This is a genomic window from Pseudomonas sp. PDM32 (assembly GCF_019219225.1).
GTDB lineage: Bacteria > Pseudomonadota > Gammaproteobacteria > Pseudomonadales > Pseudomonadaceae > Aquipseudomonas > Aquipseudomonas laurylsulfatiphila.
This window is the reverse complement of record NZ_JAHUWE010000002.1, coordinates 260,730-276,878: the sequence shown is the minus strand read 5'-3', so window position 1 is coordinate 276,878 and position 16,149 is coordinate 260,730. Positions and strand designations below refer to the sequence as shown.

Below are 16,149 nucleotides of genomic sequence, written 5' to 3'. Positions count from 1 at the left end.
GCGTGCGGCTCAAGTGCATCAAGCTGGCGGGGTTCAAATCCTTCGTCGATCCGACCACGGTGAACTTCCCCAGCAACATGGCGGCGGTGGTCGGGCCCAATGGCTGTGGAAAATCGAACATCATCGACGCCGTTCGCTGGGTAATGGGTGAGAGTTCGGCGAAGAACCTCCGTGGCGAGTCGATGACCGACGTCATCTTCAACGGCTCCACCAGCCGCAAGCCGGTGAGCCAGGCGAGCATCGAACTGGTGTTCGATAACTCCGACGGCACCCTGCTCGGCGAATACGCGGCCTACGCGGAAATCTCCATTCGCCGCAAAGTGACGCGCGACAGCCAGACCACCTATTACCTCAACGGCACCAAGTGCCGGCGTCGTGACATCACCGACATCTTCCTCGGCACCGGCCTTGGCCCGCGCAGCTACTCGATCATCGAGCAGGGGATGATCTCCAAGCTGATCGAGTCCAAGCCCGAAGACCTGCGCAACTTCATCGAAGAAGCGGCGGGCATCTCCAAGTACAAGGAGCGCCGGCGCGAGACCGAAAACCGCATCCGTCGTACCCACGAGAACCTGGAGCGCCTGACCGACCTGCGCGAAGAGTTGACGCGTCAGCTCGAGCGCTTGCATCGCCAGGCCGAGGCCGCCAAGAAGTACCAGGAATACAAGGGCGAGGAGCGTCAACTCAAGGCGCAACTGTCGGCCCTGCGCTGGCAGGCGTTGAACGATCAGGTCGGCCAGCGTGAAGCGATCATCGGCAACCAGGAGGTTTCCTTCGAAGCCCTGGTGGCCGAGCAGCGCAATGCCGACGCGAGCATCGAGCGCCTGCGTGACGGGCACCACGACCTGTCGGAACGCTTCAATCTGGTGCAAGGGCGCTTCTACTCGGTCGGCGGTGACATTGCCCGGGTCGAGCAGAGCATCCAGCATGGCCAGCAACGCTTGCGGCAATTGCAGGACGACCTTAAGGAAGCCGAGCGCGCACGCCTGGAAACCGAATCCCACCTCGGCCATGACCGCACGCTGCTGCTGACCCTGGGCGAAGAGCTGGACATGCTGACCCCTGAACAGGAAGTCACCAGCGCCGCCGCCGAAGAGGCCGCCGCCGCGCTGGAAGAGTCCGAAACCACCATGCATGGCTGGCAGGAGCAGTGGGATACGTTCAACCTCACCGCCGCCGAACCGCGCCGTCAGGCCGAAGTGCAGCAATCGCGGATCCAGCAGCTGGAAACCAGCCTGGAGCGCCTGGCCGATCGCCAGAAGCGTCTGGGCGAAGAGCGTACCTTGCTTTCGGCGGACCCGGAAGACGCGGCGATCATGGAGCTCAGCGAGCAGCTCGCCGAGTCCGAGGCGACCCTCGAAGATTTGCAGACCAGTGAAGAGGCCCAGGTCGAAAAGCTCGAGCAACTGCGCCAGCAATTACAGCAAACGCTGACGGCGCAACAACAGGCCCAGGGCGATTTGCAGCGGCTCAACGGTCGACTGGCTTCGCTCGAAGCCTTGCAGCAGGCCGCGCTCGATCCGGGCACCGGCACCGCTGAATGGCTGCGCGAACAGAACCTGGCGAATCGCCCGCGCCTGGCCGAAGGCCTGAAGGTCGAGGCCGGTTGGGAGCTGGCGGTGGAAACCGTGCTCGGCGCCGACCTGCAGGCGGTACTGGTGGACGATTTCAACGATTTCGATCTGTCGGGCTTTGCCCAGGGCGACTTGCGCTTGCTCAGCCCGGCCGGCGATGGCGTACGGGTGCCGGGCAGCTTGCTGGACAAGGTCGAGGCGCAGATCGATCTGTCGCCATGGCTGGGGCAGGTCAAGCCGGTCGACAGCCTTGAGCAGGCCTTGGCCTTGCGCGGGCAATTGGCGGCCGGGCAGAGCCTGATCAGCCGCGACGGTTACTGGGTCGGTCGGCATTTCCTGCGCGTGCGTCGGGCCAGTGAAGCGGAAAGCGGCGTGCTCGCCCGTGGCCAGGAAATCCAGCAACTGGGCCTTGAGCGCGAAGAGCGCGAAGCCGCGGTCGAAACCCTGGAAACCCAACTGCAGAATCTCAGGGCGCAGCAGCGCCAGCAGGAAAACGGCCGCGAGCACTTGCGCCGTTTGCTGCAAGACGAAGCCCGCCAGCAAGGTGAATTGAAAGCCCAGTTGTCGGCCGGCAAGGCCAAGGCCGAGCAATTGACCCTGCGCCGCACTCGCCTCGACGAAGAGCTCGCCGAGCTGGATGAGCAGCGCGCGCTGGAGCACGAAAACATCGGTGAGGCGCGCCTGCAACTGCAGGAAGCCCTGGACAGCATGGCGCTGGACACCGAGCAGCGCGAGCTGTTGCTGGCCCAGCGCGACAGTTTGCGCGAGCGCCTGGATCGGGTGCGGCAGGAAGCGCGGCAGCACAAGGATCATGCCCATCAGTTGGCGGTGCGCCTGGGGTCGCTCAAGGCGCAGCACGATTCGACCCGCCAGGCGCTGGAGCGTCTGGAGATGCAGTCCGAGCGCCTGACCGAAAAGCGCGAACAACTGAGCCTCAATCTGGAGGAGGGCGAAGCGCCACTGGAAGAGCTGCGTTTGAAGCTCGAGGAGCTGCTCGACAAACGCATGACGGTCGACGTAGAGCTCAAGACCGCGCAGATCGCCCTCGAAGACGCCGACCGCGAATTGCGCGACGCCGAGAAGCGCCGCAGCCAGGCCGAACAGCAATCCCAATTGATTCGCAGCCAGCTCGAAACCCAGCGCATGGAATGGCAAGCCCTGACCGTGCGTCGCAAGACTTTGCAGGACCAGTTGCTGGAAGACGGCTACGATCTCCACGGCGTACTCGCGACATTGACCGCCGAGGCCAGCGAGAAGGAAGCCGAGGAAGAACTCGAGCGCATCGCCGCGAGGATCCAGCGTCTGGGCGCGATCAACCTGGCGGCCATCGATGAGTACCAGCAACAATCGGAGCGTAAACGTTATCTGGATGCCCAGGACGCCGATCTGGTGGAAGCGCTTGAAACCCTTGAGAACGTGATACGCAAGATCGACAAGGAATCCCGCAACCGCTTCAAGGATACCTTTGATCAGATCAATGGCGGTTTACAGGCGCTTTTCCCAAAAGTTTTCGGTGGAGGCCGCGCGTATTTGGAACTGACGGGCGAAGATCTACTCGATACAGGGGTGACAATCATGGCGCAGCCGCCTGGAAAGAAGAACAGCACCATCCATTTGCTCTCCGGTGGCGAAAAAGCCCTGACCGCATTGGCCCTGGTTTTTGCGATCTTCAAGTTGAATCCGGCGCCGTTCTGCATGCTCGATGAAGTTGACGCGCCACTGGATGACGCTAACGTTGGACGCTACGCAAAATTGGTTAAAGAGATGTCGCAATCAGTGCAGTTCATCTATATCACCCACAACAAGATCGCCATGGAAATGGCCGATCAACTGATGGGGGTGACGATGCACGAACCCGGTTGTTCACGTCTGGTGGCAGTGGATGTCGAGGAGGCGATGGCGATGGTGGATGCCTGAGTCGTGGTTGCAGGAAGGCGTGTTTATGGGTTGTAGGACTCTTTTCCTCGCTTCGACTTGCTGGCCAATCGACATATTCGCGCTAGCCAAGGTGCTAGACGGTGTAAAGTTGCCTTTGGTCGTGCTAGTTTAATGTCAATTTTTCGTATACGTGGGCAAAACGCCTGTCAGAACATAGAGTTGGCGCCACGTTTTAAAGCGGTTTACAGGTTGTAAACCCCTTATTTTTCAGCATTTTTTATAGAGGCACGGGATTACATGGAAATCGGTCTGCGCGAGTGGCTGATCGTCATCGGCATTATTGTCATTGCCGGTATTCTTTTTGATGGCTGGCGCCGTATGCGCGGCGGCAAGGGAAAACTGAAGTTCCGTCTTGACCGAAGTCTGTCCAACCTGCCGGACGAGGACAGCAGCGCCGAGCTGCTGGGCCCGCCGCGCGTGCTGGACACGCATAAAGAGCCGCAACTGGACGAGCAGGACCTGCCGTCGGTGAGCATGCCGGCCCGCGAGCCTCGTGAATCGGGCTCCAAGCGCGGCAAGCGTGGCCACGGCGAGCCTTCCCAAGGTGACATGAACCTCAGTCTGGATCTGGATGGCGGCCCGAGCTTCAGCAGCCGCGACGACGATTTCCCGGATGACATCAAGTCCTCGCCAGCGCACGGCGAAAAAGATCAGCCGCAAGCTGAAGAAGTGCTGGTGATCAGCGTGATCTGCCGCGACGCTGCCGGCTTCAAGGGCCCGGCGCTGTTGCAGAACATTCTGGAAAGCGGCCTGCGTTTCGGCGAGATGGATATTTTCCACCGCCACGAAAGCATGGCGGGCAACGGCGAGGTGCTGTTCTCCATGGCCAACGCCGTCAAGCCGGGCGTATTCGACCTGGACGACATCGACCACTTCAGCACCCCGGCGGTGAGCTTCTTCCTGGGTCTGCCAGGTCCTCGCCATCCGAAGCAAGCCTTCGATGTGATGGTGGCCGCGGCGCGCAAATTGTCCCAGGAGCTCAACGGCGAACTGAAGGACGATCAGCGCAGCGTACTGACGGCCCAGACGATCGAGCACTACCGTCAGCGCATCGTCGAATTCGAACGCCGCGCCCTGACCCAGAAGCGCTAAATCAAACGGAGCTCTCTATGTCAGGAGAGCTTTTGTGGCGAGGGGGCTTGCCCCCGTTGGGCTGCGAAGCGGCCCCAAAACCAGCCAACCCGTTGCGTCAGATAAAATACGAACACTGGATCTACGACTGCTTCGCAGCCGAACGGGGGCAAGCCCCCTCGCCACAAAGTGCAAGCCATCAGGCTATCGTGATTAGAAGATTGAGCAGCCTCGGCTGCTCTTTTGCTTTATGAGAGAACACCCATGACCGCCGCCAAGAACCGTATTTTAGAGCTGCGCGCTGAGCTGGATCAGCACAACTATCGCTATCACGTGCTCGACGAGCCGAGCATTCCGGACGCCGAATACGACCGCTTGTTCAACGAGCTCAAGGCGCTGGAAGCGGCCAATCCCGAGTTGATCACCAGCGACTCGCCCACCCAGCGAGTGGGCAGCGCGGCGCTGTCGGCGTTTACCCAGGTGCGTCACGAAGTGCCGATGCTCAGCCTCGGCAACGCCTTCGAAGAAACCGACATGCGTGAGTTCGACCGCCGGGTGACCGAAGGCCTGGATTTGCCGGCGGGCGACCTGTTCGGTGGCGGCGCAGCAGTCGAATACAGCTGCGAGCCCAAACTCGACGGCCTGGCCGTCAGCCTGTTGTACCAGGATGGCGTTCTGGTGCGCGGCGCCACCCGCGGCGATGGCGCGACCGGTGAAGACATCAGCGTCAACGTACGCACCGTACGCAACATTCCGCTCAAGCTGCACGGTACTGGCTGGCCGGCGACCCTGGAAGTGCGTGGCGAAGTGTTCATGTCCAAGGCCGGTTTCGAACGGCTCAACGCTACGCAACTGGAAGTCGGCGGCAAGACTTTCGCCAACCCGCGCAACGCGGCGGCGGGCAGTTTGCGCCAGCTGGATTCGAAGATCACCGCCAACCGTCCGCTGGAATTCTGCTGCTACGGCATCGGCCAGGTGTCGGCGGACATTGCCGATACGCACATCGGCAATTTACAGCAACTCAAGGCCTGGGGCATGCCGATCAGCCACGAGCTGAAACTGGCTCAGGGTATCGCCGAGTGCCTGGACTACTACCGCGACATCGGTGAGCGGCGCAACGCGCTGCCCTATGAAATCGACGGCGTGGTGTTCAAGGTCAACAGCATCGCCTCCCAACGCGAACTGGGTTTTCGCGCCCGTGAGCCGCGTTGGGCCATCGCCCACAAATTCCCGGCGATGGAAGAGCTCACCGAACTGCTCGATGTGGAATTCCAGGTCGGCCGCACCGGTGCGGTGACGCCGGTGGCGCGCCTGAAGCCGGTCAAGGTCGCGGGCGTCACGGTTGCCAACGCCACGCTGCACAACATGGATGAAGTCGCGCGCCTGGGCCTGATGATCGGCGACACGGTGATCATTCGCCGTGCCGGTGACGTGATTCCGCAAGTGGTGCAGGTGGTCATGGAGCGTCGTCCGGACAATGCGCGGCCGGTGCAGATCCCGGAGAAATGCCCGGTGTGTGGCTCCCATGTCGAGCGCACGCAACTGATCAAGCGCAGCAAGGGCCGCGAGACGGTCAGCGAAGGTGCGGTGTACCGCTGCGTCGGTCGCCTGGCCTGTGGCGCGCAACTCAAGCAGGCCATCATTCACTTCGTTTCCCGTCGTGCCATGGACATCGAAGGCCTGGGCGAGAAGAGTGTCGAGCAACTGGTCGACGAAGGCCTGGTGAGTTCGCCGGCCGATCTGTACGCCCTGACGTTCGAGCAGATCGTCGATCTGGAAGGCTTTGCCGAACTGTCGAGCAAGAACCTGCTCGGCGCCATCGAAGACAGCAAGAAACCGGGCCTGGCACGGTTCATCTACGCCCTCGGGATTCCCGATGTCGGCGAAGAGACGGCCAAGGTGTTGGCCCGCTCCCTGGGGTCGCTGGAGCGGGTGCAGCAGGCCTTGCCGCAGGTGTTGACGTACTTGCCGGATGTCGGGCTGGAAGTCGCGCACGAGATCCACAGCTTCTTTGAAGACGCACATAACCAGCAGGTGATCGCTGATTTGCTCAGGCATGGTCTGCAGATTCAGGACCAGGGCGAGTTGGCTGCCGAGTTTGCCGCGAGTACGACATTGGGCGGTTTCCTCGACAAACTGCATATTCCATCGGTCGGTCCGGGCGGGGCGCAGAAACTGGCGGACAAGTTCGGCTCGCTGCAGGCGGTGATCGGTGCTGACTGGCTGGATATGCGTCAGGCTCTGCCGGAGAAACAGGCCAATTCGGTGCGCGAATTTTTTGCGCTCGAAGAGAATCGCCAATTGGCCGAAGCGGCCGAGAAGCAACTGGCCGACTTCGGCATGCACTGGCAGAGCGAGAAGAAGGTCGTCGAAGGCTTGCCGCTGGCCGGCCAGACCTGGGTGCTGACCGGCTCGCTGGAGCTGATGAGCCGCGATGTGGCCAAGGACAAACTCGAAAGCCTGGGGGCCAAGGTTGCCGGCTCCGTTTCTGCCAAGACCCATTGCGTGGTCGCAGGGCCGGGCGCCGGTTCGAAGTTGGCCAAGGCCAATGAACTGGGGTTGAAGGTGCTGGATGAAGAGGCCTTTGTCGTGTTTCTGCGCGAGCACGATATTTCGGTGTAAAGCCATTCGCGAGCAAGCCCGCTCCCACATTTGACCGAGTTCTTCCTGTAAGAATCCGATCGAATGTGGGAGCGGGCTTGCTCGCGAAGGCGATTTCAGCACCCCGGCAGAAAGCGGGAACAATCAACTCTCGGAAATGATCTAGTCTCTGCAAGCCCCAGGGAGAGATCACCATGCACCCGTTCTTCGAACAGCTCAGCTCGCGCATCGCCGCACCGTTCATGGGCGAAAGCTCGCGCAACAGCAAGGTGTGGCCGTGTCGTTGCGGGCAGTCGCTGTTCTTTCGCAACAGCCAGTGTCTGGCGTGTTCAGCGGCCCTCGGGTATCAGCCTGAGCAAAGTCGTTTATCTTCCCTGCAACCGGGCGAGCGCCCCGACACCTGGTGGCTCGACGCCGATCCGCAGGCGGGCGAGTTCCGCCGCTGTGCCAACCTCGATTCACCGGCTGCGTGCAACTGGCTGCTTGCTGCCAATCACCACGAAACCTTGTGCATGGCCTGCAGCTTGAATCGCACGATTCCCGACCTGTCGATCACGGAAAATCACGAGCGCTGGCGCAAGGTGGAAACCGCCAAGCGGCGCCTAGTCGCACAACTGGTCAGCCTGGGGTTGCGGGTGATTTCCAAGGCGGTCGATGAAGAGGCTGGTCTTGCCTTCGATTTCATCGGTGTCGACCTTGAAGGCAAGCGGCCGACCACGGGGCACGCCAACGGCCTGATCACCCTCGATATCAAGGAGGCCGACGACGCGCATCGCGAGCAGGTACGGGTGCAAATGCACGAACCCTATCGCACGTTGCTCGGGCATTTTCGTCACGAAGTCGGGCATTACTACTGGGACCGATTGATCGCCCACAGCCATTGGCTTGAGCCTTTTCGCGGCTTGTTCGGCGATGAACGTGCGAGCTACGCCGATGCCCTCGAACGGCATTATCAGCAAGGCGCGCCGCTCGACTGGCAGCAGCACTGCGTCAGCGCCTACGCGACCATGCACCCGTGGGAAGACTGGGCGGAAACCTGGGCGCATTACCTGCACATGATGGACGCCGTGGACACCGCGCTGGGGTTTGGCATGAGCGCCCGGGAAATGGACTTCGACTATCAGCCGTTTCCACCCCAAACCCTCTACGATCCGCAGCATCCCGGCGGCGCGGCTTTCCTGTCGTTCGTCAACGCCTGGATCGAACTGGCCGGCATGCTCAACGAGCTGTCACGCAGCATGGGGCAGCCGGATTTCTACCCCTTCGTCCTGCCGCCTGCTGTCGTTGCCAAGCTGCACTTCATTCACCTGGTGATTCAGCAGGCGGGCGGCAGGGCGGATGCGGTGCTTGAGGCGCAATAGCAAGTGCTTGAAGCCCCTCATGTTTTTATTCCGAAACCAACGGTTGTAACTTCGCCTCAGATAGGTACAATGGCGCGGCTCGCCGACAGGTGAGCGTCGTTATGGTGACCCTATCGGTCCCCCCGCAACGATCAGCCGTGAACCCGGTCAGGCCTGGAAGGGAGCAGCCGCAGCGGTGACATTGTGTGCCGGGGTGTGGCTGGTAGGGTTACCACCTTAACGCCACGCGAGTGTTCTCTCGCGTTATCTTCTTGAATACAGACTTTCGCTAGCTGCCAGGATCTTCTCCGAGGCGGTTTTTCGTCGTTTGCGCTTTATCCACAGCCGCCGGTTCGCCACCGATATACAGCCGAACAATTTCATCGATCTCCCCGGACATCTTCATCCGCGCCAGGGTGCGCAGAATGCTCTGCACCGGGACCTGTGGGTCGTTGCGAACGTAGCAACCGAGACGGTTTTCCTGCAGCACTGCCACGCTTTGCAGTTGCTGCTCCGGCAGCAGGCGGTGATTGAACCAGTCCAGGCTCCATTGATTGCTGACGGCATAACGATTGCGGCCGGCCAGGAGCTTTTCCAGCACTTGTTCCTGATTGCGCGCATCGTCGCGTTGCAGTTGGCCGCTGTCGAACAGCGGCTGCAAGGTCGGGTAGCTGTAGCCCAGCACGGTGCCAACGGGCTGTTGTGGCAAGTCGGCGGGGTTGACTGCGTCGGGCGGCGCATGCCGGGTGATCAACACGTCAGGTTGAGTGAAGAGCGGGATGCTCCAGAGATAATCGCCGGGTTGCTCGGGTAGCCACGACTGCGCGGCATAACAGCGGACATCGACCTCGCCTTGCTCCATGGCGCCTTGTATGCGCCTGCGGGGCAAAACGTGGAATTCGGCCGGTACGCCGACCTGGGTCGCGAGGCTGAGCATCATGTCATACAGGATGCCCTGGGTCGGTTTGCCCCGTTCAAGCTGCACCATGGGCATGCTCCAGCTGTCGGTTATCACGAAACGCAGCGGTGCTGGCGCCGCCGCGACGTCCAGGCTGATCAACAGCAATGCCCCCAAGGCCAGCCGCATAAACACTCCGTTAAATGCCTGTGATGTGCAGCTTAGCCACAATACACGAGCGCACCGGATGCAATTTGTGCCTTGCTCCGCTAGCATTAGCCGCTTCTGCTTCCTTCGCTGCGACGGTTTTCGATGAGTTATCAGGTTCTTGCACGTAAATGGCGTCCGCGCTCGTTCCGCGAAATGGTCGGCCAGACCCATGTGCTCAAGGCTCTGATCAATGCCTTGGACAGCCAGCGGCTGCACCACGCCTACCTCTTCACCGGTACTCGTGGGGTCGGCAAGACCACCATCGCGCGGATCATTGCCAAATGCCTTAACTGTGAGACAGGTATCACTTCGACCCCCTGTGGCGAGTGTTCGGTGTGTCGCGAAATCGACGAAGGCCGCTTTGTCGACCTGATCGAGATCGACGCCGCGAGCCGCACCAAGGTCGAAGATACCCGCGAATTGCTCGACAACGTGCAGTACGCCCCGAGCCGCGGGCGCTTCAAGGTCTATCTGATCGACGAAGTGCACATGCTCTCCAGCCATTCCTTCAACGCGCTGCTCAAAACCCTCGAGGAGCCGCCACCCTACGTCAAGTTCATCCTGGCGACCACTGATCCGCAGAAACTTCCGGCAACGATTCTGTCGCGGTGCCTGCAGTTCTCCCTGAAGAACATGACGCCGGAACGGGTTGTCGAGCACTTGACCCACGTGCTGGGTGTCGAGAACGTGCCGTTCGAGGACGATGCGCTGTGGTTGCTGGGCCGTGCTGCCGACGGTTCGATGCGTGATGCCATGAGCCTGACCGACCAGGCGATTGCCTTCGGTGAAGGCAAGGTCATGGCCGCCGATGTGCGAGCGATGCTCGGGACCCTCGATCACGGGCAGGTCTACGACGTCCTGCATGCGCTGATCGAAGGCGATGCCAAGGCGTTGCTCGAAGCCGTCCGCCACCTGGCCGAACAAGGCCCGGACTGGAATGGCGTGCTCTCGGAGATTCTCAATGTGCTGCACCGCGTTGCCATTGCCCAGGCCTTGCCGGAAGGTGTCGATAACGGTCACGGCGACCGCGATCGCGTGCTGGCACTGGCCCAGGCCTTGCCGGCCGAAGACGTGCAGTTCTACTACCAGATGGGCCTGATCGGCCGCCGCGACTTGCCGCTGGCGCCGGATCCCCGGGGCGGTTTTGAAATGGTGTTGCTGCGGATGCTGGCGTTCCGGCCCGCAGACACCGCGGATGCCCCGAGGCAACCGCTAAAGCCAGTGGGGATCAGCCAGGCCACAGTTGATTCCGCAAACTCAGTGGCTGCCGCGCAGGTCGTTGCGCCGGTAGCTGCTGCGGCCGTTGCACCGAAAGTGGCTGCGCCAGTGGCGGCGCCTGCGCCAGCACCGGAACCGGTGGCGCCGGTCGTTGTGCCGGAAGCTGCGCCTGTGCCTGAGGTTGAAGCGGCCGTGGTCGAAGAGGTGGTCGACCTGCCGTGGAATGACCCGGTCGCGCCAGCCCCGGTTCAGCAACCGGCGGTGGAGCCGGTGCTGGAAACCGCCAGCGAACAACCCGAATTACCGCCGATGCCGCTACCGACGCCGGACAGCGTGGTGCCGGACGCCCCGGAGTGGGCTGCGGCGCCAATCCCGGAGCCTTCGGTGGCCGAGGTCGATGCCGCAACGCCGGGCATGGACCTGGATGACGAGCCGCCGCTGGACGAGGATTACATCGAGCCGGACATGGATTCGGCCTACAGTTACCTCGACGAACTGGCCAGCGAGCATGCCGCCGACCCGGCGCCGGAGCCCGAGCCTGAGCCCGCGGCAATGCCGGCCACCGGCCTGGCCCTGCAATGGCTGGAGCTGTTCCCGAAATTGCCGATTTCCGGCATGACCGGCAGCATCGCCGCCAACTGCACGCTGATCGCGGTGGATGGCGACAATTGGCTGATGCACCTGGACCCGGCCCACAGTGCCTTGTTCAACGCCACTCAGCAGCGTCGCCTCAACGATGCGCTGAACCAGTATCACCAGCGCACGCTGACCCTGAGCATCGAGCTGATCAAGCCCGAGCAGGAAACCCCGGCACAAGCGGCTTCGCGCCGCCGCGCCAACCGTCAGCGCGAGGCGGAGGAATCGATCCACGGCGATCCGTTCATCCAGCAAATGATGCAGCAGTTCGGTGCGGTGGTCCGTAACGATACTATTGAACCTGTCGACGCCCTGGTCACTCAGGGCTAATAACTGAAGGTGCTCGGCTACATTCCGCCGGGCGCTGTTTTGATCCAAGTACTTTTGAGGTGATTACCATGATGAAAGGTGGCATGGCCGGCCTGATGAAGCAGGCGCAGCAGATGCAGGAAAAAATGGCCAAGATGCAGGAAGAACTGGCCAACGCCGAAGTCACCGGTAAGGCTGGTGGCGATATGGTCACCGTGGTGATGACCGGGCGTCATGACGTCAAGAGCGTGACCATCGACCCGAGCCTGGTCGAAGGCATGAGCGAAGACGACAAGGAAATGCTGGAAGCGGTCATCGCCTCCGCGGTCAACGATGCCGTGCGCAAGATCGAAGCCAACAGCCAGGACAAGATGGGCAGCATGACTGCCGGCATGCAACTGCCGCCGGGCATGAAACTGCCATTCTGATTCGCCTTCAGGCGGCAGATGAGCTACAAAAAATGCCAGGCATTGCGCCTGGCATTTTTGTTTCTGTCTGTTGGGTATGTGTCGTCCGTGATGGCGCCTTCGCGAGCAAGCCCGCTCCCGCAGGTGGGCGTCGTACACAAATCCAGTGTGGGAGCGGGCTTGCTCGCGAAGAATTCACCCCGGTGCAACTGAAAACACATCGAACGCCATACCGCCACAAAGGTCTGCTCCCTATATCACCGAACCCCATCGATCACAGGAGACGCTGCCATGTCCGACCCCATGACCCTCAATCAACGCATTGTCCTGGCTTCACGCCCGATCGGCGCGCCAACGCCGGAAAACTTCCGCATGGAGCGGGTGGCGTTGCCGGAACTCGCCGACGGTCAGGTGCTGCTCAAGACCGTTTTCCTGTCGCTGGATCCCTACATGCGCGGACGCATGAGCGACGCGCCGTCCTACGCCGCACCGGTGGAAATCGGCGAAGTCATGACCGGGGGCGCGGTCAGCCGGGTCGAGCGCTCGCTCAATCCGAAGTTTCAGGAAGGTGACCTGGTGGTCGGTGCCACCGGTTGGCAAAGCCACAGCATCAATGACGGGCGCAGCATCATTGCGGTGCCATCGGGATTGCCCAGTGCGTCGATGGCCCTTGGGGTGCTGGGAATGCCGGGCATGACCGCGTACATGGGCCTGATGGACATCGGTCAGCCCAAGGCCGGTGAAACCCTGGTGGTTGCAGCGGCCTCAGGCGCAGTGGGGTCGGTGGTCGGCCAGGTGGCGAAGATCAAGGGGCTGCGTGTGGTCGGCGTGGCCGGCGGGGCGGACAAGTGCCGTTATGTGGTCGACGAGTTGGGCTTCGACGCCTGCATCGACCACAAGAGTCCGGATTTTGCCGTTGAACTCGCCAAGGCCTGCGGCAAGGGCATCGACATCTATTACGAAAACGTCGGCGGCAAGGTCTTCGACGCCGTGGTGCCGTTGCTCAATCCCAAGGCGCGGATTCCACTGTGCGGCCTGATCGCCTCCTATAACGCCCATGAAGCGCCGAGCGGGCCGGATCGTCTGCCCCTGTTGCAGCGCACCCTGTTGACCAAACGGGTGCGCATCCAGGGCTTCATCGTGTTCGATGACTATGGTGATCGCCAGCCGGAATTTCTCAGTGCCATGGCGCCCTGGGTGCGCGATGGCAAAGTGAAATTCCGCGAAGATGTGGTTGATGGTCTGGAACAGGCTCCCGACGCGTTCATCGGCATGCTGGAGGGGCGCAACTTCGGCAAACTGGTGGTTCGGGTTTCCCGGGACTGAGTAATTGACGCCGCAATTTGACGCTCAACCGAGGCGCGGGTATAAACCGCGTCTCGTTGTCTTGTCGGACTTTTCCACCATGAGCTTCAGCCCTTTGATTCGCCAACTGATCGACGCCCTGCGAATTTTGCCAGGCGTGGGTCAGAAAACCGCCCAGCGCATGGCGTTGCAGTTGCTCGAGCGTGACCGCAGCGGCGGCTCGCGCCTGGCGCTGGCCTTGAGCCAGGCCATGGAAGGGGTTGGTCACTGCCGCTTGTGCCGTACGCTGACCGAAGATGATCTGTGCCCGCAATGCGCCGATACCCGTCGCGACGACACCTTGCTCTGCGTGGTGGAAGGCCCGATGGACGTATATGCGGTGGAGCAGACCGGTTTCCGCGGGCGCTACTTCGTGCTCAAGGGGCACCTGTCGCCGCTCGACGGTCTGGGGCCGGAAGCCATCGGCATCCCGCAATTGATGGCGCGGATCGAAGAGGCTGGCACCTTCGCCGAAGTCATCCTGGCGACCAACCCGACCGTGGAAGGTGAAGCCACAGCGCATTACATCGCCCAGTTGCTCAGCAGCAAAGGCCTGATCGCCTCGCGCATCGCCCATGGCGTGCCGCTCGGCGGTGAGCTGGAGCTGGTGGATGGCGGCACGCTGGCGCATTCGTTTGCCGGGCGCAAGCCGATTTCGTTGTAGTCGCACCTGCCGAAAAGATCGCAGCCTGCGGCAGCTCCTACAGAAAGACACCGATCCCCTGTAGGAGCTGCCGCAGGCTGCGATCTTTTGATCTTCTATCCGTCTCTTGTAAACCAAGCAAGCGCTCGGTTAACTTCACTGACCCCTTCAGTGGAGCTCGCCGATGCCTGCCTTTCAGGAATACTTCGACCCCAGCCACCAATTGGTCCGTGACAGCGTCAGACGTTTCGTCGAACGCGAGATTCTTCCCGATATCGAACAATGGGAAGAAGCCGAAAGCTTTCCTCGCGAGCTCTACCTCAAGGCCGGCGCAGCGGGGATTCTCGGCATTGGGTACCCGGAGGCTTACGGAGGCAGCCACGAAGGGGATCTGTTCGCCAAGGTTGCCGCCAGTGAAGAGTTGATGCGCTGCGGCTCAGGCGGGCTGGTTGCCGGCCTGGGGTCGCTGGATATCGGCTTGCCGCCCATTCTCAAGTGGGCACGACCCGAAGTGCGGGATCGTGTGCTGCCCCAGGTGTTGTCGGGAGAGAAAATCAGCGCCCTGGCCATCACCGAGCCCGGCGGCGGCTCCGATGTCGCCAACCTGCAAACCCGTGCCGTGCGCGATGGCGACTTTTACCGGGTCAATGGCAGCAAAACCTTTATCACCAGTGGTGTGCGTGCGGACTTTTATACCGTCGCGGTGCGTACCGGTGAGCCGGGGTTCTCCGGCATCAGCCTGTTGCTGATCGAAAAGGGCACGCCCGGTTTCACCGTAGGACGGCAACTGAAGAAAATGGGCTGGTGGGCCTCAGACACCGCCGAACTGTTCTTCGATGATTGCCCGGTGCCCGTGGGAAACCTGATCGGCGCCGAGAACATGGGCTTTGCCTGCATCATGGGCAATTTCCAGAGCGAACGCCTGGCCCTGGCACTGATGGCCAACATGACGGCACAGCTGGCGCTGGAGGAAAGCCTGAAGTGGGCGCGCCAGCGCGAAGCCTTTGGCAAGCCGATCGGCAAGTTTCAGGTGATCAAGCATCGCCTCGCCGAGATGGCGACCGCGCTGGAGGTATCCCGGGAATTCACTTACCGCCAGGCGGCAAAGATGGAGGCGGGGCAGAGCGTGATCAAGGAAATTTCCATGGCCAAGAATTTTGCGACGGATACCGCAGACCGGATCGTGACCGATGCGGTGCAGATACTCGGTGGGCTGGGATATATGCGCGAGAGCCTGGTGGAGCGGCTGTACCGCGACAACCGGATCCTGTCGATTGGCGGCGGGACGCGGGAAGTGATGAACGAGATCATCAGCAAGCAGATGGGACTTTAGATGCAAAAGATCGCAGCCTTCGGCAGCTCTTGTAGGAGCTGCCGAAGGCTGCGATCTTTTGACGTTTGTTACTTATCGCTCAACGCAAACTGCGTCAGGCAGAACGTCGGAATGCCCATGTCCTCCAGGCGCTGCGAACCACCCAGCTCCGGCAGGTCGATGATCGCCGCCGCTTCATGCACCCGCGCGCCCATGCGGCGGATCAGGTTGGCGGCGGCAATCAGGGTGCCGCCGGTCGCGATCAGGTCATCGAACATCACCACCGAATCCCCTTCGCACAGGCTGTCTGCGTGCACTTCCAGGAAGGCTTCGCCGTATTCGGTCGCATAGCCCTCGGCCAGTACGTCAGCCGGCAGCTTGCCTTGCTTGCGAAACAGCACCAGCGGCTTGTTCAACTGATAGGCCAGGACCGAACCGATCAGGAAACCACGGGCGTCCATCGCGCCGATATGGGTGAAGTCAGCCTCGACGTAACGGTGGGCGAAGCTGTCCATCACCAGGCGCAGGGCCTTGGGCGACTGGAACAGCGGGGTGATGTCGCGAAAGATCACACCCGGTTTCGGGAAGTCGATGACAGGGCGGATGAGGGATTTGATGTCGAAGGAGTCGAAGACCATCGTCTAGGTG

The 16,149-nt window shown here is 61.6% G+C and carries 11 protein-coding genes and 1 other RNA gene; 10 read left to right on the top strand and 2 right to left on the bottom strand.

All coding sequences use genetic code 11. From position 1 onward, the window contains the following. The first annotated feature begins 2 nt into the window (after positions 1–2). From smc to ffs, 5 genes are all read left to right on the top strand, one after another. Positions 3–3,491 carry a chromosome segregation protein SMC gene (smc, locus tag KW846_RS04765; protein WP_218481493.1) on the top strand — a complete coding sequence of 1,163 codons (3,489 nt, stop codon included), beginning with the start codon at positions 3–5 and terminating at the stop codon, positions 3,489–3,491. A 258-nt stretch (positions 3,492–3,749) separates the two neighbouring features. Continuing rightward, entirely contained in the window at positions 3,750–4,604 is an 855-nt protein-coding gene (gene zipA, locus KW846_RS04760; RefSeq protein WP_218481492.1) for a cell division protein ZipA, read from the top strand. Positions 4,605–4,847: 243 nt separating this feature from the next. Continuing rightward, on the top strand, positions 4,848–7,205 hold the full coding sequence (gene ligA / locus KW846_RS04755; RefSeq protein ID WP_218481491.1) for an NAD-dependent DNA ligase LigA: 2,358 nt from the start codon (positions 4,848–4,850) through the stop codon (positions 7,203–7,205). 173 nt (positions 7,206–7,378) lie between these two features. After that, positions 7,379–8,545, top strand: a complete 1,167-nt coding sequence (locus KW846_RS04750) for a putative zinc-binding metallopeptidase (RefSeq protein ID WP_218481490.1) — start codon at positions 7,379–7,381, stop codon at positions 8,543–8,545. Between the two features lie 111 nt (positions 8,546–8,656). After that, positions 8,657–8,753: signal recognition particle sRNA small type (gene ffs / locus KW846_RS04745), an RNA gene on the top strand. 60 nt (positions 8,754–8,813) lie between these two features. On the opposite strand, the gene KW846_RS04740 is transcribed toward ffs, so the two are convergent. Then, positions 8,814–9,611, bottom strand: a complete 798-nt coding sequence (locus tag KW846_RS04740) for an ABC transporter substrate-binding protein (protein WP_218481489.1) — start codon at positions 9,609–9,611, stop codon at positions 8,814–8,816. A gap of 123 nt (positions 9,612–9,734) precedes the next feature. Here KW846_RS04740 and dnaX point away from each other — a divergent pair, with 123 nt between their 5' ends. The 5 genes from dnaX (at position 9,735) to KW846_RS04715 (ending at position 15,522) form a co-directional block, all read left to right on the top strand. Then, positions 9,735–11,816, top strand: a complete 2,082-nt coding sequence (gene dnaX / locus KW846_RS04735; protein ID WP_218481488.1) for a DNA polymerase III subunit gamma/tau — start codon at positions 9,735–9,737, stop codon at positions 11,814–11,816. Positions 11,817–11,884: 68 nt separating this feature from the next. Continuing rightward, entirely contained in the window at positions 11,885–12,223 is a 339-nt protein-coding gene (locus KW846_RS04730; protein ID WP_007971455.1) for a YbaB/EbfC family nucleoid-associated protein, read from the top strand. A 270-nt stretch (positions 12,224–12,493) separates the two neighbouring features. Further along, positions 12,494–13,528 carry an NADP-dependent oxidoreductase gene (locus KW846_RS04725; RefSeq protein WP_218481487.1) on the top strand — a complete coding sequence of 345 codons (1,035 nt, stop codon included), beginning with the start codon at positions 12,494–12,496 and terminating at the stop codon, positions 13,526–13,528. 79 nt (positions 13,529–13,607) lie between these two features. Further along, positions 13,608–14,210 carry a recombination mediator RecR gene (gene recR / locus KW846_RS04720; protein ID WP_008050204.1) on the top strand — a complete coding sequence of 201 codons (603 nt, stop codon included), beginning with the start codon at positions 13,608–13,610 and terminating at the stop codon, positions 14,208–14,210. A gap of 163 nt (positions 14,211–14,373) precedes the next feature. Further along, the gene (locus tag KW846_RS04715) at positions 14,374–15,522 is read left to right on the top strand and encodes an acyl-CoA dehydrogenase family protein (protein ID WP_218481486.1); all 1,149 of its coding nucleotides are present in this window, start codon (positions 14,374–14,376) and stop codon (positions 15,520–15,522) included. 68 nt (positions 15,523–15,590) lie between these two features. Here KW846_RS04715 and KW846_RS04710 read toward each other — a convergent pair whose 3' ends face one another. After that, a complete protein-coding gene (locus KW846_RS04710) occupies positions 15,591–16,139 on the bottom strand; it encodes an adenine phosphoribosyltransferase (protein WP_007971449.1) in 549 nt (182 codons plus the stop codon). Positions 16,140–16,149 lie beyond the last annotated feature (10 nt).